Consider the following 20,041-nt stretch of genomic DNA (forward strand, 5'->3'; position numbering starts at 1 on the left):
AGGTGCCGCAGATGGCGGGACGCGTCAGTCGTCGCGGCGGATCATGCCGGAGATGGCAGCAGCGGCGATGGCGGTGACGACCCAGCCTGCGACGATGAACATTTTTTGCGCGTAGAACATCCAGTAGCCCCAGTCGCCGCGCGCCGGGGACGGCGCCCAGGCGTCGGTCTGGCCGAGGTCGAGGACGGGGACGACGACGTCGAGGGCATAGGCGAAGGAATAGAAGGTTTCGTAGTCTTTGCCGGGGGCGTGGGCATCGGTCCAGTCGGCGGCAGGGTTTTGGGATGAGCCGTCGGCGATGGTCTTCCAGTCTTGCGATGTGAGGATGACAGCGGAATTGGGAGCGAAATCGCCGGCGTCCCAGGTGCGTTGGGCGGCCAACATCATGAGGGCGACGAGGCCGGCAAGCCACCAGAGGCTGAGCCAGGGTTTGTAGCCGTAGCCGGCGACGAGGCGGGTGGCCCCGTCCCAAAGGAAGTTCAGAAGGGCCAGTGCATCGGGGATAAGCCAGCTTTCCGTGCGGGCTTTGCCTTCTCGGATGGCTTTGCGTGTGGCCTTGCGCTGTTCGATTTCCTTGGCGACGAGGATTTCGCGCGCTTCGTAGCGGTGGCCGGTCTCACGGTAAAATTTGGCAAGTTGCTGATAGGGCTGGGGGTGGAATTGGCCATTGAATTGGGAACCATTCTTGAGCCAGCGTTTGCGGAAGCTAATGTCCAACGGATCCGCAAGATTTTCATACACCAGCCCAACCAAAAGAACATTTGATACGAGCTGCCAGCTTTCTATCTCGTCGACCAGCCCCCCACAATTCCCAAAAGTGAAGGTCACTCTCCCAGAAACATTTGCCAAACCACGCCAGAAAAATAGGCCCTTTAGGCGCAATCCTTCGCAGTTCAAGGCATCTCCCTTCAAGCCATTGAGGTTTGCGTGTGAAAAGGTGATTTGACCGCCAACATCTGCTGACGCTAACGAAATTTCTCCGGTGCTCTTGACCTCGTCGAGATATATGCCGCCCTGGATCCTCACGCTGTTGGCATTGAGGGCGGCGCGTTTTCCGCCGTGCAAATCTGCACCGATGCAGACCAGTTGGCCCTCAATATCGGCATTCGCAAGCGTTACTTGACCAGCCGCCTGCAGCCTGTCCATGAAGACAGCGCCCTTTATGATAGTGCTCTGAAGGTTCAGTGCATGACTGTCGCCACCGTCAAATCTACCACTTTGACAACTGAACTGGCCACCAATCTCCGCACCAGAGAAGGATAGAGTGCCATATGACTTCATATCTCGCAGGAACACGCCGCCTTTAATGATGGCGCATTCTGCACTTAGAGCATTACGCTCCTTTGCGGTCACCGACGCCTTTTTGCATGACAGCTGACCGCCTATTTCTGCACGCGTGAAGAATAGCTCACCAAAGATGTTTGTTTCATCGAGAAATGCATGGGCGCCGATTGACGCACTCCCTAGGTGAAGAGCAATGCCGGCACTGTAGAGCTGTCCGCCATTAAGTGAGAATTCCCCTGCGATTTGGGCGCCGCGCATCACCAAATCGGCGTCGCACTTCAGGTCCCGCATTAAGAGGTCAGAGAGAACAACTATGCCTTCCGCCTGCATCCCCGGAATTCTGCTGCCGTTGAGCGCCAATAGGTTAAAGCGCGCCTGCCGTGCATAGAATAAATGAGTAAGTCGACATTGCTTAAGTATCAGTGCACCGCTTGCGAACGCAAAGCTCAAGTCAAGGCTACCGTGAATCCAAGCACCTGAGATCGCCACACCCCTTTCATGTGGCTTAAAATAGGCACAGCCCCCGATGATGAGATATCTTAACAAGTCAGCACGGATGCTCCGCTCTTGACTCGCCCTTTCCGGCAAGCTGCCGTCGCCTAAAATTGTTGGCTCACCAATCCTGCAGTTCTCGATCAGCATCCTCTCAGCCGCGCTCAGCGCGTCCTTGCCCTCCAGCTTCTCGATATCGGCATAGGTTCGGATCAGCATGGTCGCCCCGGAGTTTCGTTTCGGGCGAGCCTAGCTGTGGCATCCCTGCCCTGCAACGCAGGGGCGAGGTCTTTCCTTGATCTTTTGTGGATGCGAATGCGCTGCCGCCCGCCCCTCGTCAAAAAGCCGCCGGGTGAACCCGACGGCTTGTGACACTTGATGAGAAGCGCCGTGCTCCAGGTGAAGCTTGCTCACCGCTCCGGGTTGTCGGCATTCGCCATGGGGGACGGGCGGCCGTCTTTTTCGTCCTCGCCCTGACGCTGGTCGATGTCTTCCATGTCGGCGCCGACGAGGTAGGTGTCGGTTCCGGCTAGGCGGGTCGCTTCGCGCAGCGCGTCGTGATTGGTCGTATCGGCCTGCGGGGCGCGCGCTTCGTCGATGCCCTTGTGACCGCTATCCGGCGCGGAGGACGCATTGCGCGTTTCGTGGCGGGTCATGTCGGTCTCGGTCATGGCATTCCTCCGTTTTTTTCCATTGTTAGGCGGAGCATCAACGACGAGGCCGGGTGCTTCGTTCCCAGGGTCTTTCCGCTCGCCCCTGGCCGGGCGTGATCAGCAGGCATCAGAGGGCATGAACAGAGACAGCCGCCGGGTCGCCCCGGCGGCTGTCGCATGTGATCAGGATCTCTGCTGCCCTTGTCAGGGGCCAAACACAAGACTGGAGCTTGTCGCATGTCCAGTCACAATACCGCTCGAACCATTGTGCGTGACCGTCAGCGACTTCGCCGTTGCAATCTTCTCATCCAGGTAACTCGTCAACTGAGCCATTCGCATCTGCCCTGACATGACCTTGGTCTTCATGTCTGCGATGACGGCTCTCTCTGCCGAAATGTCGTAGATAAAGTGATACTGCTCCAACACCTTCATCCGATCATCGATTTCCTTCTGCTCGGCCGCCGTCAACTCCCTGGTCGCGGGCTGCACCAAGGCGGTCAAGAAGGTTGCAAGGCTCGACAACGGATCAATCTGGCCCGGGCTGGTGGATACGGAGCTGCCGGAAATTGTTATGCCGCGCGACATTCGGTTGGATTGGACTCCGGTGTGATCATTGTCGCTCTCGCTGCGTACGACTTCGAACGTAGGCTTATGGTCGGGAACAGGGATGATTGGGGCCCCAGCCCCTGTCCCGGGGAGCGGGCCGGCGCCTGTGCCCGGCGAACCACCAGCATCCGGATCGGGCGAGCCGGAGCCGCCGCCTGTGTCCGGAGAACCGCCAGCATCCGGATCGGGCGAGCCAGAGCCGCCGCCTGTGTCCGGAGAACCGCCGCTGCCGCCATTCGGATCAGGCGAGCCGCCGCTGCCGCCGTTCGGGTCAGGCGAGCCGCCACTGCCGCCGTTCGGATCAGGCGAGCCGCCGCTGCCGCCATTCGGATCGGGTGAGCCGGTGCCGCCGCCGTTCGGATCAGGCGAGCCGCCGCTGCCGCCATTCGGATCGGGTGAGCCGGTGCCACCGCCGTTCGGGTCGGGCGAGCCGGTGCCACCGCCGTTCGGGTCGGGCGAGCCGGTGCCACCGCCGTTCGGATCGGGCGAGCCGGTGCCACCGCCGTTCGGATCGGGCGAGCCGCCACTGCCGCCATTCGGATCGGGCGAGCCGCCGCTGCCGCCGTTCGGATCAGGCGAGCCGGTGCCACCACCATTGGGGTCGCTCGTATCTGACGTATCCACCTGGATGAGATGGGCGCTGCCGCGCTTCACGTCCAGTTGCAACAGCCGGAAAGGTGTTGCAGAAGCTGCAATCGGGGCAAGGCCAGCCGTCCCTGCCATGGCCAGCACAAGCATTTTCGCAAGGCTGGATCTGTGCATGGTGTGATGCATCGTTATGTTTCCTTGAAAAGGTCTGATTGCAAATTGTCACGCAAAGCCTCCCTCGATGAACGAGGCCGGCATATAAACAAACTCGAACAAATGCGAATCATACGTATAGATTTACTTCTCCTGTATATTTGATTCTTTCTGTTTTCAAATATGTCTTCACGTATTTCTTCGTTCTACATATTCGAAATTTATAAAAAACAATCGATGATATTCATACGCTCAGATACGCGTATGTAATTCCGAGCATAGCTTTCGCTTCAAAGGGAAATCGAGGAAGAGTTGATCGATGTCATTTTCCATCGATGCCTGCGGGATCCATGGCAGATCATGCACGCGGCCCCTGCGGGGCCGCGCCGGCACCCTGCCCTTTCGCCCGAAACGCAAAAAAGCCGCCGGGTTGCCCCGACGGCTTTTTGATCATTGCTGATCCGGATGGATCAGACGAACTGGCTGAGGCCCGGAACCGAGGCCACGACTTCATCCACGACATCGGCGCCGGCATATTCGCGGGCGACCGCCATGGTTTCCTTGGCGAGGGTGGAGATTTCGCCCATGCCGAGCCCTTGAGACATCAGCTGCTGGCCCAGCCCCATGATGCCGCCGCCGCCGATGGCGCTCATCAGGCCGCCGAGCAGGCCCTTGCCGGTGCCTTCGCCATTGTGCTTGGCGACCAGTTCGGCCGCACCCGGGATCGCTTCGATCATCTTGGCTACCGGGCCGTCTGCGGCTTCACGCTGCAGGAAGCCGAGCATCATGCCAAGCGCCGTTTCAGCCTTGTCCGGGGAAATGCCGACATTGTCGGCGATGCGGGTGACGATTTCGCTCATGGTAGTCCTCCTGCGGGATATTTGACGTTAACGTCAACGTAATAGAAGTCGATGGCGAACTCAAGCGTCGCTGCGCGTTGCGCGATAAAAATGCCGGGGAATTTCGGCCGGATTCCGCATGCGCGATCGCCCCGACCTGTTCGCCCCTCTGGCCCGCCGCCTGACGCGCCGAAAGCGCTGCGCGACCGTTGTCGATGTTCCACACTATCCTTATAAGAGCAAGCTCAAGTGTCGATGACATATCCGCACGAGCGATGGGAGAGCATACGCATGCTGCAAGAGGGTTCGCTTTATCTCGGCACCAGCCGCAATCCGGACGACAGCCTGAACAAGGCCGAGTATATGGCGCTGAAATACGGCAACCGCCACGGTATCGTCACGGGCGCGACCGGCACCGGCAAGACGGTGACGCTGCAGGTGCTGGCAGAGAGCTTTTCCGAAGCTGGCGTGCCGGTCTTTGCCTCCGACATCAAGGGCGACCTGTCCGGGATCGCGGCCATGGGCGAGCCGAAGGACTGGATCACGCAGCGGGTTCAGCAGATCGGCTTTACCGATTATGCGCCGGCCGAATTCCCCGTGATCTTCTGGGATCTCTATGGCGAAAAGGGTCATCGCGTTCGCACCACCGTCGCCGAGATGGGGCCGCTTCTTCTGTCGCGGCTGATGAATGCGACCGAGGCGCAGGAAGGCGCGCTCAACATCGCCTTCAAGATCGCCGATGACGGCGGCTTGCCGCTGATGGACCTGAAGGACCTGCAGGCGCTGCTCACCTATATGGCCGAGCATGCCACCGAGCTTTCCAGCCAGTTCGGCCTGATCTCCAAGGCCTCGATCGCCACACTTCAACGTGGTTTGCTGATCCTCGAGCAGCAGGGGGCGGAGAATTTCTTCGGCGAGCCGGCGCTGAAAGTGACCGACATCATGCGCACGACCAATGACGGGCGCGGCGCGATCTCTATCCTCGCCGCCGACAAGCTGATGATGAACCCCAGGCTTTACGCCACCTTCCTGCTCTGGCTCTTGTCGGAGCTGTTCGAGGAACTGCCTGAAGTGGGCGACCTCGACAAGCCGAAGCTCGTCTTCTTCTTCGACGAGGCGCATCTCTTGTTCAACGACGCGCCGAAGGTTCTGATCGAGCGGGTCGAGCAGGTGGTGCGGCTGATCCGCTCCAAGGGCGTCGGCGTCTATTTCGTCACGCAGAACCCGCTCGATGTACCGGAGACGGTGCTCGCCCAGCTCGGAAACCGGGTGCAGCATGCGCTGCGCGCCTATACACCGCGCGAGCAGAAGGCGGTAAAGACAGCGGCGGATACCTTCCGGCCGAACCCGGCCTTTGATTGCGCCACCGCCATCACTCAGCTCGGCATCGGCGAGGCGCTCGTTTCGACGCTGGAGGCGAAGGGCATTCCCTCGATGGTGGAGCGCACGCTGATCCGTCCGCCGTCCGGCCGGGTCGGGCCGGTCAGCGATGCCGAGCGGCAGAAGATGATGAACCTCTCGCCGGTTGCCGGGCAATATGACGCCGATCTCGATTCGGAATCGGCCTACGAAATCCTGACGGCGCGGGCGAAAAAGGCGGCGGAGGCGGACGCCGCCAAACGCGAGGCCGAGACGGGCGCCAAGGCCGACGACAGTGCCGCTGGCCGCTGGACCCTGCCCGGCTTTGGCGACGACCCGAAGGAGAGCGACGGCGAACGCCCGGCGACGAAGCGCGCCGGCGGCTATCAGCGCGAGACGGTGATCGAGGCGGCGATGAAGAGTGCGGCGCGGTCGGTTGCCACGTCTGTCGGCCGGGCGCTGGTGCGCGGGATTTTGGGCAGTCTCCGGCGCTGAGGGCGGTGGGGACCCAAGATCCGGCACGGCCTGTGCCGAGGTGAGACAGGTGCAAAGTCAGGGCCAAAAAGTGAAAGATGAAAGCTTATCCTCATGTTTTGTGATTTGTTCATCTCCGGGCAACCCTTCCTGGTGTAAAGTGGGCGGTGACATTGTGTCGGTGTCCGCCGGTGCGGCATGAGGTGGAGCGTGGACAGCAGTCTGGATCAACTCGTTCTGGTGAACAATGCGAAGCGGGCGCTTGATCGCGGCCACTTCGAATTGATCTATCAGCCGGTCTATTCGGTGGACCACCGCGAGGTGGACAGCCTGGAGACGCTTTTGCGCTGGCGCACCCGGCCGAACATGCTGGCCGCCGCCCAGGAGTTTCGCGCCATCTTCCACGATCCGGCGCTGTCCCTGTCGATCCGGGATTTCGTTCTGGAAAAGACCCTGTCACAGGCTGCGCAATGGCGCGCCGCAGGGCACGATTTCGGCCGCATTGCCGTCAACACCACCGCCTTCGACCTCTGCTCCGGCGATTTTGCCCTGTGGCTGTCGGAGATGATGGATGCCCATAACCTGACTGCCGACATGCTGGAAATCGAAGTGCCGGAAACCGCCTTCTACGGGCCGCAGGCCAAGAAGGTGGGACTGGCGCTCGAGGCGTTGCATTATTGCGGCTTCTCGCTGGCACTCGACAATTTCGGCGCGACCCATGCGGGGCTTTCGGCGCTCAGGCAGCATCCGTTCCGGCGGCTGAAGATCGATCACGGCCTGATGCGCAGCGCGCTCACCAATCCGGTCGACAAGGCGATCGTCAAACATGTGATTTCGCTCGGCCACGATCTCGGGCTGATCGTGACAGCGGCCGGGGTCGAGAACGAAGACCAGATGGAAACCGCCGTGCAACTCGGCTTCGACAGCGTGCAGGGCTTCTTCGTCTGCTTCCCGAAGGAAGCCGAGATGGTGCCGCGCGTCTGCCAGATCCTCAATCTGCAGGGGCGCTCTGCCTGAGCGCCGGCATACCCTTTCCCCCGACCCGGCCGCATGGCAGGATCGGGCGATGACACTGCTGATCTATCCCGCCGCCGCCCTTGCCGAAATCGCCGGCTGTTTTGCCTTCTGGGCCTGGTTAAGGCTCGATCGCTCGCCGTTCTGGCTGGCGCCCGGCCTTGTCTCGCTTGCCGTTTTTGCCTGGCTCTTGACGCTGGTGCCATCCGAGGCTGCGGGCCGCGCCTATGCGGCCTATGGCGGGGTTTATATCGCCGCGTCGCTCGTCTGGCTCTGGCTGGTCGAGGGGCAGCGGCCTGACAGATTCGACCTTGTGGGGGCGGCGATCTGCCTTGTTGGGGCGGCCGTAATCCTGTTGCCGCAGCGGGGATGAGCGTCGGAAAGCCCTGAAAAGGCAGGATGCCGACTTGCGGAATTTCCGTATATACATAAACTATGATCATCGTCTGGGATGAACCGAAGCGGCAGCAGAATCTCGCGAAGCACGGCCTCGACTTTGCCGAGCTCGATGAGCGCTTCTTCCTTGAAGCGTTCATCCGCCCTGCAAAACTGGGCCGGGCCATCGCGATCGGCGCATTAAACGGAAGGCTTGTCGTCGCTGTTGTCCATACGCCTCTTGGCCGCGAAGCGGTGTCGATTATCTCCATGCGACCGGCCAGTCGGCGGGAAAGGAGCTTGCTGTGAGCGTGAAATTTTCATCGAAGCGGCCGCTGACGGATGCGGAAGAAGCCGAGATCCAGGCGATGATTGCGTCTGACCCCGACAATCCCGAAGTGACTGAGGCCGAACTGAAGGAATTCCGCCCGTTTCGCGAGGTGTTTCCCGAACTGGCTGCCTCGATCGACCGCAAGCTCGGACGGCCGAAGGCGGACAGTCCGAAGAAGGCGATCAGTCTGCGGCTCGATGCGGAAGTGATCGAGCGGTTCAAGGCGGGTGGCGACGGTTGGCAGTCGCGGATGAACGAGGCGCTGCGCAAGGCGGTGGGGCTTTGAAAGCGCCTGGCCATCCGCAATCAGACCCTTTCCCTGATCCCGACAGCGCCATGCAGACTGATCTCCGCATCATCCAGGAATCCCCGCGCCAGGCGGGTGTCATCCGGTTGCTGGAACAGTCGAGCGCCTATGCGGCCTCGCTTTATCCGGCGGAGAGCAATCATATGCTGCCGCTCGACGAACTCGAACAGCAGAATGTCTCCTTCTTCGTGGCGCGGGCGGGGGACGCGATCCTCGGCTGTGCCGCCCTTGTCGGCCAGGACGACGGGACCGGCGAGATCAAGCGCATGTTCGTCGACGAGGCGGCCCGCGGGCTGAAGCTGGGCAAGCTGTTGCTGGCGCGGCTGGAAGAGGAAGCGCTGCGACGACAGATCGATATCCTCCGGCTTGAGACGGGCATCTATCAGCCGGAAGCAATCGGGCTTTATCGCAAAGCGGGCTATCTCGAGATCCCGCCCTTCGGCGGCTACACGGCCGATCCGCTCAGCCTGTTCATGGAAAAGCGTCTGGAGACCCTCACCAGCCCTGCCAGCTCCTGACCAGCATGTAAGCCGCGACAGCCACCAGCAGCCAGCCGGCCGCACGGCCGATGGCGATGGTGAGGCCGGGATGGGAGACCAGCGCTTCGCGGCCACGGGCGGCGGCGAGAGCCAGGCCGCCATAGACGATCAGCTGGATGGCCATGGTCAGCGCACCCATGACGAGGGCCTGTGACCAGAAGGGGCCATAGACCGGTTTCATGAATTGCGGATAGACGGCGAGGATGAAGGTCCAGGCTTTCGGGTTGAGCAGGCAGGTGAGCAGCCCCTGCCCGAAGATCTTGATCGTGGCGCGGCGCGCTTCGCCTTCGACATGGTCGACGGTGATGCTGCTGCGGGCAAGGCTGATGCCGATCCAGATCATATACGCAGAACCGAGGATCAGCATGACGGGGGTCAGCGTCGGGATGAGCGTCGAGAGCGCCGCCACGGCGACAGTGCCGAAGAGCGTGTGGCAGGCGCCGCCGGCCATCATGCCAAAGGTGGCAGCCAGTCCGGCGCGGCGGCCGCCGGTCAGCGCATTGGCGAGAACGAAGAGCATATCCATGCCGGGGACGACGATGATGCCGGTCAGCAGGAGCGTGAAGAGCCAGAGGTTTTCGCTATAGGTCATGTCAGTTGCCTGTCGTGTCTGATCTGTCTGATGTCTCGATCACGCCGGTTTTTCAGCGTGTTGGGGCGTGCTATACACAGGGCCAACTGACAGAGATGTGTCAGGAGTGATGAGGTGACCGCATGCGCAAGGCCTCCCGGCTGTTCGAAATCATCCAGATCCTGAGGCTCGCAGGCCACCCGATAACCGCGCTTCAGATGGCGGAGCGGCTGGAGGTGAGCGAGCGCTCGATCTACCGCGACATTGCAGCGCTCCAGGCGATGCGCGTGCCCATCGAGGGCGAGCGCGGGATCGGCTATATCCTACGGCCCGGTTTTCACCTGCCGCCGCTGATGTTTTCCGCAGAGGAGACGGAGGCGATCGTGCTTGGCATGGCGCTCAACAAGCGCACCGGCGACCGGGAGCTCGGCGAGGCTTCGGGTCGCGTGCTCGACAAGATCGCGGCGGCCCTGCCTGCCCCCTTGCGCCAGGCGCTCTCGTCGCGCGCGCTGCATGCCTGGGGCAGCGCCATCCCGACTGCCGACGCGGTCGATCTCGGCCTTGTGCGCCGGGCGATCCGCGACGAGGAGAAACTGGCGATCGACTATCGCGACGAGCAGGCCAATGTGACCCATCGGATCATCCGGCCGGTTGCGCTGATCTATTATTCCGAGGCGGCGGTGGTCGTCGGCTGGTGCGAGCTGCGCGACGGCATCCGCAATTTCCGGATTGACCGGGTGCTCACCTGCCAGCCGACGGGCATTGGATTTCGTGGCGAGGGCGAGGCGCTCAGGCGGGTTTGGATTGCGGGGTGGCAGACAGGTGGCTCAACCGCGCCGGCATCCGCCTGAAAGGCAACAAAAAAGCCTGCTGCACGGGTGGGTGCGGCAGGCTTGTTTCTCTCGGCCAGGCAGGCTTGCAACCTGCCGTAGCCTGTTTTTAATCAGGCAACGACAGCCAGACGGTTTGCCTCGCGGAACGACACGAGACGGCCGAGTTTTTCGTCCCAGAGCACGAGCTTCACGCAGGCGAAGCTTTCCTTCAGGGTGATGCGGCTGATGGTCTTCAGCTCCGGATGGTCGCGGAGAACCTCCGGCAGACGGTAGAAGGGGATCTTGCTCGACAGGTGATGCACATGGTGCACGCCAATATGGCCGGTCAGCCAGCGCAGGCCCCAGGGCAGATCGTAATGGGATGCGCCGTGCAGGGCTGCGTGCTGGAACTGCCATTCCGGCGGGGCCGACCAGTGGGTGTCCTCGAACTGGTGCTGGACATAAAAGAGCCAGATGCCGGCGGCACCGGCCAAGAGCACGATCGGCAGATGCACGACGAGGAAGGGCCAGAGGCCGACGGCCCAGATCATCAGGGCGGCGAAGAGCGCCATGCCGAGATTGGTGGCCATGGTCGAGATCCAGGGCAGCGCGCCTTCCTTCATCATGCCGATCGGCAGGCGCTGCTTCAACAGGAAGACCCAGGCCGGGCCGACGCCGAAGAGGATGATCGGGTGGCGATAGAGGCGGTAGCCGAAGCGGCCCCAGGCGGAGAGCGCCTTGTATTCGGCGACCGTCAGCGTGGTGATGTCGCCGACGCCGCGTTCGTCGAGATTGCCGGCGGTGGCGTGATGTTCGGCATGCGCCCGGCGCCAGTAATCGTAAGGCGTGAAGGTGAGCACGCCCAGGATCCGGCCGGTCCAGTCGTCGACGCTGCGGCGGGCGAAGAAGGCGCCGTGGCCGCAATCATGCTGGATGATGAAAAGGCGCAGCAGGAAGGCCGCTGCCGGCACTGTCAGCACGAGGCCCGGCCAGAAGGCGAAATGGTAGCTCAAGAGCGCGCCGACCCAGAGCATGACGAAGGGCACGATGGTGATGGCGAGTTCGAAAGTGCTGCGCGCCAGGCGCGGCTTGCGGTAGGCATTGACGATCTTCAGCCACATCTTCGCGTCGGGTGTCTCGTCCGCGATGGCAATGTCGTTGCTGTAGTCGATAGCGGCACTCATGCGGCACCTCCAGACAAAGGATGGCGACGCTCGGTCGCAAGACGGATTGCAACGTGCAACAGCAGCGCACGCGGCTCTGGGCATCCAAGGGAGAGGCCCGAAGGGGTGGTCATGGTCGGCTGGCTTTCGTGACGGGAGAAATCGGCCCGCCCTCCCAGGAACGGGTGCGCCCTCCTAGCAGGTCGCGCGCCGCTTGTCGCCCCGGAACTCGGATGCTCGGCCGGATGCGGCAATTTCGACCGATGCGCAGAACAACCTGAGAACGCAAAACGCCCCGGCTGGACGAGAGCCGGGGCGTCGATGACTGGAGGGTAAAGACCCGTGATCAGCCGGCCGGCTTGATCGAGGACAGGATCTTGTTGACTTCCGGCATATTCTTTTCTTCGGTTTCGGCCGATGCCCAGTAGGTGACGATGGCGATCTTCTCGGGCGAGAGGGTCACGATGCCGACGCCGATGGTGACCGGGCCTTCCTTGTCGGTGCCCTTCCACGACAGGGTCTCGTAGGCCATGCCGTTCTGCTCGCCCTTCGATTCGGTCTGGCTGGCCGGGTCCGGGGTCACGCCGTTCTGTTCGAGGAACGCGAAGGTGTCACTGATGACCTTTTCCATGTCTTCCGCGCCGGCGACGTCGAAGGAGATGTAGGTGCCGTGGTCGGGCGAATTGCCTTCGACGCCGTAGTCGGTTTCGGTCGGCTGCCAGTCATCCGGGATTTCGACGGTGGCCGCCGGCTCGTCCGAGGGGAAGGTGAAGGTGCCGGCGAGCGAGGTGCCCGCGGTCAGGAGGATGATTGCCGTGGTGGCAAGAAACTTGTTCATCGGATGTGCCCGTTGGTGAGAGATGGTCCAGCGCAAAACGCCTGCGGCCACTCGGCTCCCAGACGATCACGCAGGCCGCTTCATAGCAGGTGTCCGTGAAGAATCGTTGTACTCTTTTTGTAGAGACTGACAGCATTTGCAAATATATTGCGATAAGGTGAATGAAGAGATGGCGGGGTGCGGCAAGGGGTCTGCAAGGCGTCGTTACCGGTGAAACCGATCGTTGTGCCGGGGAGAAACCGGACCGGGAATGATCGGGAAAGCCCCTATTCTCCAAGCGATTGGGTGATTGCCTGCAGGCGGCCGGCCACGGCAAGTCCTGCCGGCGGCGGATTTTCACTTGTCACCACGAGGCAGAGTCCCTATATTGCAGCCATCGAAGATTGCGAGTGACTTTGTCTACGCGCCTCAAGCGCACGCCAGATTTCCTTCAACGTCGATATACCGCCGGTCGAATGTCTCTCCGGCAAGCCCAACGATTGAAAGGAAATCGTTATGAACACAGGTACCGTCAAGTGGTTCAACAGCACCAAGGGTTTTGGCTTCATCCAGCCGGATGAAGGCTCTGCCGACGTGTTCGTCCACATCTCCGCAGTTCAGCGCGCTGGCATGCGTGACCTCGTCGAAGGTCAGAAGATCGCTTACGATCTGGTCCAGGACAAGCGTTCGGGCAAGAGCTCGGCCGACAACCTGCGCGCCGCTTAAGGATTTGTCGCTCGCCCCGCTTTTCGTCGTTTCGTCGGCTTGCGGGGTAGAGTGACGAGGAAAGGTCGGGTGTTGCCCGGCCTTTTTTGTTTTGTCTATGGCCTGCCGACAGGTTATACGACAGCCCATTCATCCCGACCCGTTCGGGATCTTCGCCGGGGCTTGGCGCGTTTTCTCTTACGCACCCCTCATCCGAAACTCGAGATAATCGGGCCCCAAGCCCGGAAAGGAAACGACCGTGCAAGTTCTCGTTCGTGACAACAATGTCGACCAGGCACTCCGCGTGCTCAAGAAGAAGATGCAGCGCGAAGGCCTGTTCCGCGAAATGAAGGCGCGCAGCGCATTCGAAAAGCCGTCGGAAAAGCGCGTTCGCGAAAAGGCAGAAGCCGTTCGCCGTCAGCGCAAGCTGGCGCGCAAGAAGATGCAGCGCGAAGGCCTGCTGCCGGCGCCGAAGAAGGCTGCCGTTCGCGGCGGCGCTCGCTAAGACCGCCCAATCCATCCGTGCGCCCCAGGGCGCGCGGATCGCCTGCCGACCGTATTCCGTCCCCACTCCGTCCCGTCGGGGCACGCCCGTCGACCGAGAGCATCCGTTTCAAGCGGCGCCCCTTAAATGCTCTCCCTGTTTGTTTTTCCGCATTTCCGCCCGCAAAGCCGCTTCATCCTTTTGCTGGAAATGCCCCAGAGCCGACACGCCCATCCCTGCAGGAAGGACCGGACATGACCGCCACCAAAGACACGTTTTTCAAGCCTGAAAAGGTTTCGCCCCAGGACAAGGCGGCCACGACCGACAGCGTTGCACGTTCGCTGATCGAGGCCGAAGCCGTGGCGCGCGAGAAGAAGACCGAAGCCTTGAAGGCGCTGCGCCTTCAGCGCGAGGCACTGGAAGCCGAAAACGCCCCGGCGCCGAAGAAGCGCGCCGTGCGCAAGGCTGCCGTCAAGCGCGGCTGACGGGCGAAACGACCCGCAGACCTCCGACTATCCCGCCAGAGTTTCCCGCCGTGACCCGTCTCGACGGCTTCAGGCTGTGTCATTGATCCACAATCTGCCGCGCCAGACCGGCATCTCCCCCATGGCTGGGAGAGAGCCGGCCAGCGCTTTGGCTGAAACTGCTCCAGGCGCAGTTGCGACTACCGCGCCCCTGCCGTCAGGTTGAAATAGGCGCCCTGCGGATCCTGGCAGGCAGCGATCCAGGAGCCACCCGGAACCGGGTGCGGCTCCATCAGCACCTGCCCGCCGAGCGACTTCACCTTTTCGACCGCAGCATCAATGGCCGGCACAATGAAGTAGAAACCCCAATAGGGCATGGGCATTTCCGGACGCTTCGTCATCATGCCGCCAATGCCACGCTCGCCCAGCTTGAAGGTCTGGTAGATGCCCATGGCGTCCATATCGACGGCCATGTCCTTCTGCCAGCCGAATCGGGCGGCGTAAAAGTCCCAGACCTTTTCCCAGTCGCCGGCCATCAGCTCGTTCCAGCCGACGGTTCCGGTGCTGCCGGGGGTCGGCCAGCTGCCGGTCTCGCCATCGGGCATTTGGGGCGTCATGATGCAGACGACGGCCCCTTGCGGATCGGCGACCACGGCAAAACGACCGATGCCGGGAATGTCTTCCGGTGCGCGATGGACGGCGCCACCATTGCTCTCGTATTCGGCTGCGGTCTTGTCGACGTCATCGACATGGATGTAGCCGGTCCAATTCGGCGGGATGCCCTGGCCCTTCATCTCATCGCTCAGCGTCATCATGCCCGTGACCCCCATCGGAAAGCCTGAAATGGCGAAGGTGGTGTAGGTAAAATCCCCCATGTCCATATCGGTCGGCTCCCAGCCCAGCAGCGGGCCGTAAAAGGCTTTGGCCGCAGCCGTGTCCGGGGTCATCAGTTCGTGCCAGATAAATGTGCCGTGCATGCGCAATTCCTCTCTGTTTTTCCCGGCCGTCAGCCGATCCGTTTTGCTTCGCTTTTCATGAAGGTCTTGAAACTGCCATCCGGCTGCCGGACGCTGCCGGAAAAGGTCCTGGTGTCATCATCGATGAAGTGAATGACATCCCGATAAAGCTCGTTTCGGGACGGGTCTTCCATGCTCGGACCTTCCGCCTCGAGCACCAGGGTCTGGCCATCGTCTTCCAGCCAGCCCTTGTAGATCCAGAACGTGTCCATCATCGAGCCGATCCAGCTGCCGACATAGTGGCCGAGCCTTGGATCGTAGCCGACGGTCATGACCAGGCTGGCCTGCATGCCGTCGCCCATGGCGCCCTGCCCTTCGGCCACGACCCAGAGGCCGCCGAGGGAACGGACCTTCTCGGTCCAACGCTTCATCGGGTCTTCGGGATCATAGCCCTCCACGGCAGAGGAGGTGACATAGAGCCAGTCGCCAACCAAACGATCGAGCACGCGGTGATGTTCGGTGGGTTGGGGAAAATCCATGACGACGCCTCCTCAGTGACAACAGCCGGCCTTCTCGACCGGCTTCTGCGCATATTCGTCCTTGCGCTTGACGAAGCTCAGCGTGCCCGTCTCGTTGCGACCGAGCGGCGCGTGGTCGAGGATCATCAGCGTGCCCAGGGCTTCCTCGCCGCCGCGGGCATATTGGGAATAGGTATGGAAAACCTGGCCCTGCCCGTCCTTGTAGAAGGAGGAGAGGCCGGGCAGTTCATCATGGGCCTTTTCGCTGGGTGTCTGACGGAAATTGTAGGTGACCGAGCCGGAGGCCAGCTGTTCCGGCGTGAAGGAAACGTGGAAGTCGTAGTTGAAATCGCTATCCGCGGAAGAGACCCAGGGGAAATGCCAGTTCATCCTGACCTTGTAGGCTTCGATCTTCGAGAGCGGCGCGCGGGATACGGTCACGAAGGTGACGTCGTGATTGTTGAGATGCGGCAGCATGCCTTCGATGTGGTCGGCGAAGAAGGAGCAGCCGGGACAGCCGGCATCCCAGTCGGGGCCGAACATGAAATGATTGATCATCAGCTGGCTGCGGCCCTCAAAGAGATCGGAGAGCGTCTTCTCGCCTTCGGGCGTCTGGAAGCGATAGTCCTTGTCCACCTTGACCCAGGGCAGCGCGCGCCGGGCTGCATTGACGCTGTCGCGCTGGCGCGTGAGTTCCTTCTCCTGCTGCAGCAGGGCCTTGCGGGCTTCAAGCCACGCTTCACGGGAGACGATTCGAGATGCCGGATCGGACATCGGCGGCAACTTAGCGGCATATTCCATTGTTCTGATCCTCCTCTTGACATATAGGTTGATATCAACATATTTAATCCATGTCAAACTTGCCTGTGATTCCCTATTCCACCACCATTCATGTGCGCGATACCTGCCTGTGTCTGCATGCGCAGCGTGCCGCACGCGCGCTCGCACGCCGCTTCGACGCGGCGCTGAAGCCTTCGGGGCTGACCAATCAGCAGTTTTCCCTGATGATGGCGTTGAACCGGCCGGAACCGCCGCCGATGGGCCCTGTTGCCAGGCTTCTGGCCATGGATCGCACAACATTGACGGCGGCGCTCAAGCCACTTTCGACGCGTGGCTGGGTGTCGGTCGAGCCGGACCCGAAGGACAGGCGGGGCAGACTTCTGCGACTGACGTCGGAGGGCGCCGAGGCACTGTCGAGCGCCGTGCCGATCTGGAAGCAGGTGCATCGCGACATCGAGGCGGGGCTGACGAGCGATCCGCAGGTGCTGCGGCAGGGCTTGCTGGAGGTGAGCGTCTGATGGGGCGTTGCAAGGTGGGCCGCTGGGTTCCGTCCGCCTTTGGAAAAGGCGGCCCGATGCGCAGGTCGTCGTCGCGGATCCAGCGTGAAAGAGGCTAAGCCCGTGGCGCCGCACCCGGCCCTGGGCGTGTAAACCTCTGCTCCAAAACCTCCCTGCCCCATTGATCGCCCGGACGCTGCTCGGCCAGCGCAAAGCCATGCGCTTCATAGAGGTGACGGGCGGCGCTGAGACCGTCGAAGGTCCACAGATCGGTTCTGGCAAAGTCCCTGATGTCGACGAAGGCGAGCGCCTGCGCCATCAGCCGGCGCCCGAGACCGGAGCCGCGCAAACGATCGTCAAGAATGAACCAGCGCAGATGGGCGACGGGGGCGCCTTGCACGCGCGCGAGATCCTGGCCGTCAATGGCAATCGAACCGAGAATGCGCCCTGCGCTGACCACCGTCCAGACCTCGTTGTCCGGATGATCGAGGCGGCTGCAGAAATCGGCGAGGCCGCCGGCCACCACCGCCTCGAAGGCGCGGCCGAAACCGGCTGTGCGCGCGTAATAATCGATGTGCATGCCGGTCATGTCTGCGATCAGGCCGGGGCGGTAACCCGCGACGATCTCGATCGGCGGCGCGGCGTCATCGACCCCGGGCGCCAGCGCGCCCGCATAGAGCTTGAGACCGTCGAGCACCGTGCGGTGGTGCTGCGGCGGCAGACGATCGAGCGCCGCTCCGACCTGACGGCGGGCGAAATCGTGGATCGCCGCCACCCGGCGCCTTCCCTGCGCGGTGAGCGTGAGCCGCTTGACGCGGGCATCTCCGGCATCCCTGACGTCGATCACGTCTCCCGACTGGACGAGTTTGCCCAGCAGGCGGCTGACGCTCGATTTGTCCAGTTGCAGGCGCTCACACAGACGCACCGCCGTCAGATCCGGCGTGGCTTCGATCTCGATCAGGGCATGCACCGATGACGGTGGCAGATCGGTTCCGGCAAAGGGGCCGCCCATGAAGCCGAGCGCCCGGACAAGTTTTCGCGACTGAATGCGGATTTCATCAATGGGCGGCGGATCCTGCGGCATGGACGGCCCTTTCGTTGCGTGACGCAACCATATGACCAAAGGCGAGGCCTGCCAAGGGGCGTTTCGGGGCTGCACCGCGTGATCATCGCATTGATCCTTGCACGCCTGCAGCCTCGCAGGGGCGCTGGCCTGCCCGCCCCGATGCTTCTTTCGCCGCCGTGGCCACGCCTCATACCACGCAAGGATGAGACAGGGGCACGATATGCCCGCGTCTCCGGCGGTTGAAGCGGAGGTCGCGCAATGATATGACCGAAGAATGAGGTACGTACCTCATCGCAACACGGGAGGAGGTGGCGGATGTCGGAGGTTTACGAGGTCAAGCCGGACCACAGGTTAAGAGACGAGAGGCAATTGCGATCTCTCTTCGAGCCAACGCATGATCTGGCCGTCGCCAAGTGCCAGACGCAGCTTGGCGTGCATGCGCAGACCTTCATCAAGCGGTCGCCATTTCTCTGCATCGGGACGCAAAGCGCAGACGGGCGGGCGGATGTCAGCCCTCGCGGTGATCCGGCCGGTTTCGTGCAGATCCTCGACCCGAAGACCATCGTGATACCCGACCGGCCGGGCAACAATCGGCTCGACACCTTGTCGAACATCATCGCCAATCCGGCCGTCGGACTGCTGTTCATCATCCCCGGCTTCGACGATACGCTGCGCGTGAACGGCCGCGCGCAGCTCAGCACCGATCCGGAGCTGCTGGCGCGCATGGCGGTCAACGGCAAGGTGCCGAAGCTTGCCATCGTCGTTGCCATCGACGAGGTGTTCCTCCACTGCGCCAAGGCCTTCCGTCGCTCGCATCTGTGGGATCCGGACCATCGCCAGGATCGTCGCGAAATGCCCTCGCTGATGCAGTTCATCCTGGAGGAAACCGGGGCGGCACCTGACGATTTGGAGGACATGCGCAAGTTGGACGAAGGCCTGGAGCAGGCGTATCAACGGTCGATGTATTGAGCTGGACAGCCATGAAGCCGTGAGCGGCGCCGACGCCCCTCCCCCATCCTCTCCCGACGCAAAAAGGCCGGCACAGAGGCCGGCCTTCTCGCGGTGGATCATGGAGGGTGTCTAGCAGCCCGAGCTTACCGGACGCTGACCGGAACTTCGGTCGAGGTGCGCATGGCGTGGCTGTAGGGGCAGACGATGTGGGCTGCCGCTGCGAGGCGCTCGACGGTTTCGCGGTCGAGGCCCGGGACTTCGACGGTGAGCTTGACTTCGATGCCGAAGCCGCCGCCGTCTTCACGCGGGCCGATGCCGACGTCGGCGTGAACCTTGGCGTCTTCGGGGATCTTGATCTTTTCCTTGCCGGCGACAAACTTCAAGGCGCCGAGGAAGCAGGCGGAATAACCGACGGCAAAGAGCTGCTCGGGATTGGTGCCGGTCGCGCCGTCGCCGCCGAGTTCCTTCGGGGTGGTCAGCGTTACATCAAGGACGCCGTTATCGGTCACGCCGTGGCCAGAGCGGCCGCCGGTGGCATGCGCATGTGCGGTGTACAGGATTGCCATTTCGATGTTCTCCTTGTTTGCGAGGCGATGGTTACCTATGTAGTACACAATTGAGTTGCGTGCAATTGATTTTTGCACATTGCATCTCGAAAGGCTTTTCGCCATTGTTGCAACCTATCTGATGCCCGGAAGTTCCTCTGACATGATCAGCGATCTCGACCTGGAAAAAGAGCTGAGGCTCGACAAGCAACTGTGTTTTGCACTGTATGGCGCAGCGCATGCCTTCACGCGCGCCTACAAACCCCTGCTCTCCCCGCTCGGCCTCACCTATCCGCAATATGTGGTGATGATGGCGCTGTGGGAAGAAGACGATCTTCCGGTCAAAGGCCTGGGCGAGCGGGTGGGGCTCGATTCCGGCACGCTGTCTCCGCTCCTCAAGCGGCTGGAACAGGTGGGTTATGTCGCGCGTCGCCGGGATGTGGCCGACGAACGGCAGGTGTTCATCACGCTCACCGAGGAAGGCCGTGCGCTGAAGGCGCGGGCCGTCGGCGTGCTGAGAGCGATCGGCGGACAGACCGGCTGCGATGTTTCGGAAATCCAGAGCCTGCGCGACAGCCTGAAACGGCTGAAGGGCCATCTTGAGGCAATCGACCCGCCCTGAGGGTTATCTGGATAGGGCGGCAAGGCGGCGCAGCTGTGGACTGCCACAATCTTGCCTGCTCGCCGTCCGTTTTGCA

General features: G+C 62.0%; 25 protein-coding genes. 13 read left to right on the top strand and 12 right to left on the bottom strand.

Annotated features, from left to right (window positions below; all coding sequences use genetic code 11):
- Window positions 1-24: 24 nt before the first annotated feature.
- The 4 genes from DFO46_RS12215 to DFO46_RS12230 all read right to left on the bottom strand — a co-directional run bounded on the left by DFO46_RS12215 (window position 25) and on the right by DFO46_RS12230 (window position 4,636).
- A complete protein-coding gene (locus DFO46_RS12215; RefSeq protein ID WP_120277476.1) occupies window positions 25-1,995 on the bottom strand; it encodes a hypothetical protein in 1,971 nt (656 codons plus the stop codon).
- A gap of 191 nt (window positions 1,996-2,186) precedes the next feature.
- The gene (locus DFO46_RS12220; protein WP_120277477.1) at window positions 2,187-2,447 is read right to left on the bottom strand and encodes a hypothetical protein; all 261 of its coding nucleotides are present in this window, start codon (window positions 2,445-2,447) and stop codon (window positions 2,187-2,189) included.
- A 186-nt stretch (window positions 2,448-2,633) separates the two neighbouring features.
- Window positions 2,634-3,809, bottom strand: a complete 1,176-nt coding sequence (locus DFO46_RS12225) for a hypothetical protein (protein WP_120277478.1) — start codon at window positions 3,807-3,809, stop codon at window positions 2,634-2,636.
- Window positions 3,810-4,246: 437 nt separating this feature from the next.
- Entirely contained in the window at window positions 4,247-4,636 is a 390-nt protein-coding gene (locus DFO46_RS12230) for a hypothetical protein (RefSeq protein WP_120277479.1), read from the bottom strand.
- A gap of 270 nt (window positions 4,637-4,906) precedes the next feature.
- On the opposite strand from DFO46_RS12230, the gene DFO46_RS12235 reads away from it, so the two are divergent.
- From DFO46_RS12235 to DFO46_RS12260, 6 genes are all read left to right on the top strand, one after another.
- A complete protein-coding gene (locus DFO46_RS12235; RefSeq protein ID WP_120277480.1) occupies window positions 4,907-6,469 on the top strand; it encodes a helicase HerA-like C-terminal domain-containing protein in 1,563 nt (520 codons plus the stop codon).
- A 189-nt stretch (window positions 6,470-6,658) separates the two neighbouring features.
- Complete coding sequence (locus DFO46_RS12240) at window positions 6,659-7,465, top strand: EAL domain-containing protein (RefSeq protein WP_245408794.1); 807 nt, start codon at window positions 6,659-6,661, stop codon at window positions 7,463-7,465.
- Window positions 7,466-7,514: 49 nt separating this feature from the next.
- Window positions 7,515-7,835 carry a YnfA family protein gene (locus DFO46_RS12245; protein ID WP_120277481.1) on the top strand — a complete coding sequence of 107 codons (321 nt, stop codon included), beginning with the start codon at window positions 7,515-7,517 and terminating at the stop codon, window positions 7,833-7,835.
- Window positions 7,836-7,897: 62 nt separating this feature from the next.
- Entirely contained in the window at window positions 7,898-8,146 is a 249-nt protein-coding gene (locus DFO46_RS12250) for a BrnT family toxin (protein ID WP_120277482.1), read from the top strand.
- The gene (locus DFO46_RS12255; protein ID WP_120277483.1) at window positions 8,143-8,454 is read left to right on the top strand and encodes a BrnA antitoxin family protein; all 312 of its coding nucleotides are present in this window, start codon (window positions 8,143-8,145) and stop codon (window positions 8,452-8,454) included. The genes DFO46_RS12250 and DFO46_RS12255 overlap by 4 nt, the downstream gene beginning before the upstream one ends.
- Before the next feature lie 50 nt (window positions 8,455-8,504).
- On the top strand, window positions 8,505-8,993 hold the full coding sequence (locus tag DFO46_RS12260; protein ID WP_120277484.1) for a GNAT family N-acetyltransferase: 489 nt from the start codon (window positions 8,505-8,507) through the stop codon (window positions 8,991-8,993).
- On the opposite strand, the gene DFO46_RS12265 is transcribed toward DFO46_RS12260, so the two are convergent.
- On the bottom strand, window positions 8,971-9,606 hold the full coding sequence (locus tag DFO46_RS12265; RefSeq protein WP_120277485.1) for a LysE family translocator: 636 nt from the start codon (window positions 9,604-9,606) through the stop codon (window positions 8,971-8,973). The two genes, DFO46_RS12260 and DFO46_RS12265, sit on opposite strands and share 23 nt — an antisense overlap.
- A 122-nt stretch (window positions 9,607-9,728) precedes the next feature.
- On the opposite strand from DFO46_RS12265, the gene DFO46_RS12270 reads away from it, so the two are divergent.
- Window positions 9,729-10,436 (top strand): YafY family protein, encoded by a 708-nt coding sequence (locus DFO46_RS12270; protein ID WP_120277486.1) that lies wholly within the window; start codon window positions 9,729-9,731, stop codon window positions 10,434-10,436.
- A 92-nt stretch (window positions 10,437-10,528) separates the two neighbouring features.
- Here the strand turns inward: DFO46_RS12270 and DFO46_RS12275 are convergent, their stop codons facing one another.
- Both DFO46_RS12275 and DFO46_RS12280 read right to left on the bottom strand, forming a co-directional pair.
- The gene (locus DFO46_RS12275) at window positions 10,529-11,581 is read right to left on the bottom strand and encodes a fatty acid desaturase (protein WP_120277487.1); all 1,053 of its coding nucleotides are present in this window, start codon (window positions 11,579-11,581) and stop codon (window positions 10,529-10,531) included.
- Between the two features lie 325 nt (window positions 11,582-11,906).
- The gene (locus tag DFO46_RS12280) at window positions 11,907-12,398 is read right to left on the bottom strand and encodes a histidine kinase (RefSeq protein ID WP_110790322.1); all 492 of its coding nucleotides are present in this window, start codon (window positions 12,396-12,398) and stop codon (window positions 11,907-11,909) included.
- 495 nt (window positions 12,399-12,893) lie between these two features.
- Between DFO46_RS12280 and DFO46_RS12285 the strand changes: the two genes are divergently transcribed.
- The 3 genes from DFO46_RS12285 to DFO46_RS12295 all read left to right on the top strand — a co-directional run bounded on the left by DFO46_RS12285 (window position 12,894) and on the right by DFO46_RS12295 (window position 14,051).
- Window positions 12,894-13,103, top strand: a complete 210-nt coding sequence (locus tag DFO46_RS12285; protein WP_110789461.1) for a cold-shock protein — start codon at window positions 12,894-12,896, stop codon at window positions 13,101-13,103.
- 238 nt (window positions 13,104-13,341) lie between these two features.
- Window positions 13,342-13,587: a 30S ribosomal protein S21 gene (gene rpsU / locus DFO46_RS12290; protein WP_110789462.1), complete on the top strand. Its 246-nt coding sequence runs from the start codon at window positions 13,342-13,344 to the stop codon at window positions 13,585-13,587.
- A gap of 233 nt (window positions 13,588-13,820) precedes the next feature.
- Window positions 13,821-14,051 (top strand): hypothetical protein, encoded by a 231-nt coding sequence (locus DFO46_RS12295; protein WP_110789463.1) that lies wholly within the window; start codon window positions 13,821-13,823, stop codon window positions 14,049-14,051.
- Window positions 14,052-14,230: 179 nt separating this feature from the next.
- Here DFO46_RS12295 and DFO46_RS12300 read toward each other — a convergent pair whose 3' ends face one another.
- Genes DFO46_RS12300 through DFO46_RS12310 form a run of 3 tightly spaced genes read right to left on the bottom strand, consistent with a single transcriptional unit; the run spans window position 14,231 to window position 16,305 of the window.
- Window positions 14,231-15,007 (bottom strand): VOC family protein, encoded by a 777-nt coding sequence (locus tag DFO46_RS12300; RefSeq protein WP_120277488.1) that lies wholly within the window; start codon window positions 15,005-15,007, stop codon window positions 14,231-14,233.
- A gap of 29 nt (window positions 15,008-15,036) precedes the next feature.
- The gene (locus DFO46_RS12305; RefSeq protein WP_110789465.1) at window positions 15,037-15,525 is read right to left on the bottom strand and encodes a DUF1579 domain-containing protein; all 489 of its coding nucleotides are present in this window, start codon (window positions 15,523-15,525) and stop codon (window positions 15,037-15,039) included.
- 12 nt (window positions 15,526-15,537) lie between these two features.
- Window positions 15,538-16,305: a thioredoxin family protein gene (locus DFO46_RS12310; protein WP_245422564.1), complete on the bottom strand. Its 768-nt coding sequence runs from the start codon at window positions 16,303-16,305 to the stop codon at window positions 15,538-15,540.
- A 50-nt stretch (window positions 16,306-16,355) separates the two neighbouring features.
- Between DFO46_RS12310 and DFO46_RS12315 the strand changes: the two genes are divergently transcribed.
- Window positions 16,356-16,802 (top strand): MarR family transcriptional regulator, encoded by a 447-nt coding sequence (locus DFO46_RS12315; RefSeq protein ID WP_120277489.1) that lies wholly within the window; start codon window positions 16,356-16,358, stop codon window positions 16,800-16,802.
- 94 nt (window positions 16,803-16,896) lie between these two features.
- Here DFO46_RS12315 and DFO46_RS12320 read toward each other — a convergent pair whose 3' ends face one another.
- Complete coding sequence (locus DFO46_RS12320; RefSeq protein WP_120277490.1) at window positions 16,897-17,865, bottom strand: helix-turn-helix domain-containing GNAT family N-acetyltransferase; 969 nt, start codon at window positions 17,863-17,865, stop codon at window positions 16,897-16,899.
- 297 nt (window positions 17,866-18,162) lie between these two features.
- Here DFO46_RS12320 and DFO46_RS12325 point away from each other — a divergent pair, with 297 nt between their 5' ends.
- Entirely contained in the window at window positions 18,163-18,816 is a 654-nt protein-coding gene (locus DFO46_RS12325; RefSeq protein WP_120277491.1) for a pyridoxamine 5'-phosphate oxidase family protein, read from the top strand.
- Between the two features lie 125 nt (window positions 18,817-18,941).
- On the opposite strand, the gene DFO46_RS12330 is transcribed toward DFO46_RS12325, so the two are convergent.
- Window positions 18,942-19,364 carry an organic hydroperoxide resistance protein gene (locus DFO46_RS12330; RefSeq protein ID WP_110789469.1) on the bottom strand — a complete coding sequence of 141 codons (423 nt, stop codon included), beginning with the start codon at window positions 19,362-19,364 and terminating at the stop codon, window positions 18,942-18,944.
- A 142-nt stretch (window positions 19,365-19,506) separates the two neighbouring features.
- Here DFO46_RS12330 and DFO46_RS12335 point away from each other — a divergent pair, with 142 nt between their 5' ends.
- A complete protein-coding gene (locus DFO46_RS12335; protein ID WP_183041886.1) occupies window positions 19,507-19,965 on the top strand; it encodes a MarR family transcriptional regulator in 459 nt (152 codons plus the stop codon).
- Window positions 19,966-20,041 lie beyond the last annotated feature (76 nt).

It is taken from the genome of Rhizobium sp. AG855 (genome assembly GCF_003610655.1).
GTDB classification, from domain to species: Bacteria; Pseudomonadota; Alphaproteobacteria; order Rhizobiales; family Rhizobiaceae; genus Allorhizobium; species Allorhizobium wuzhouense.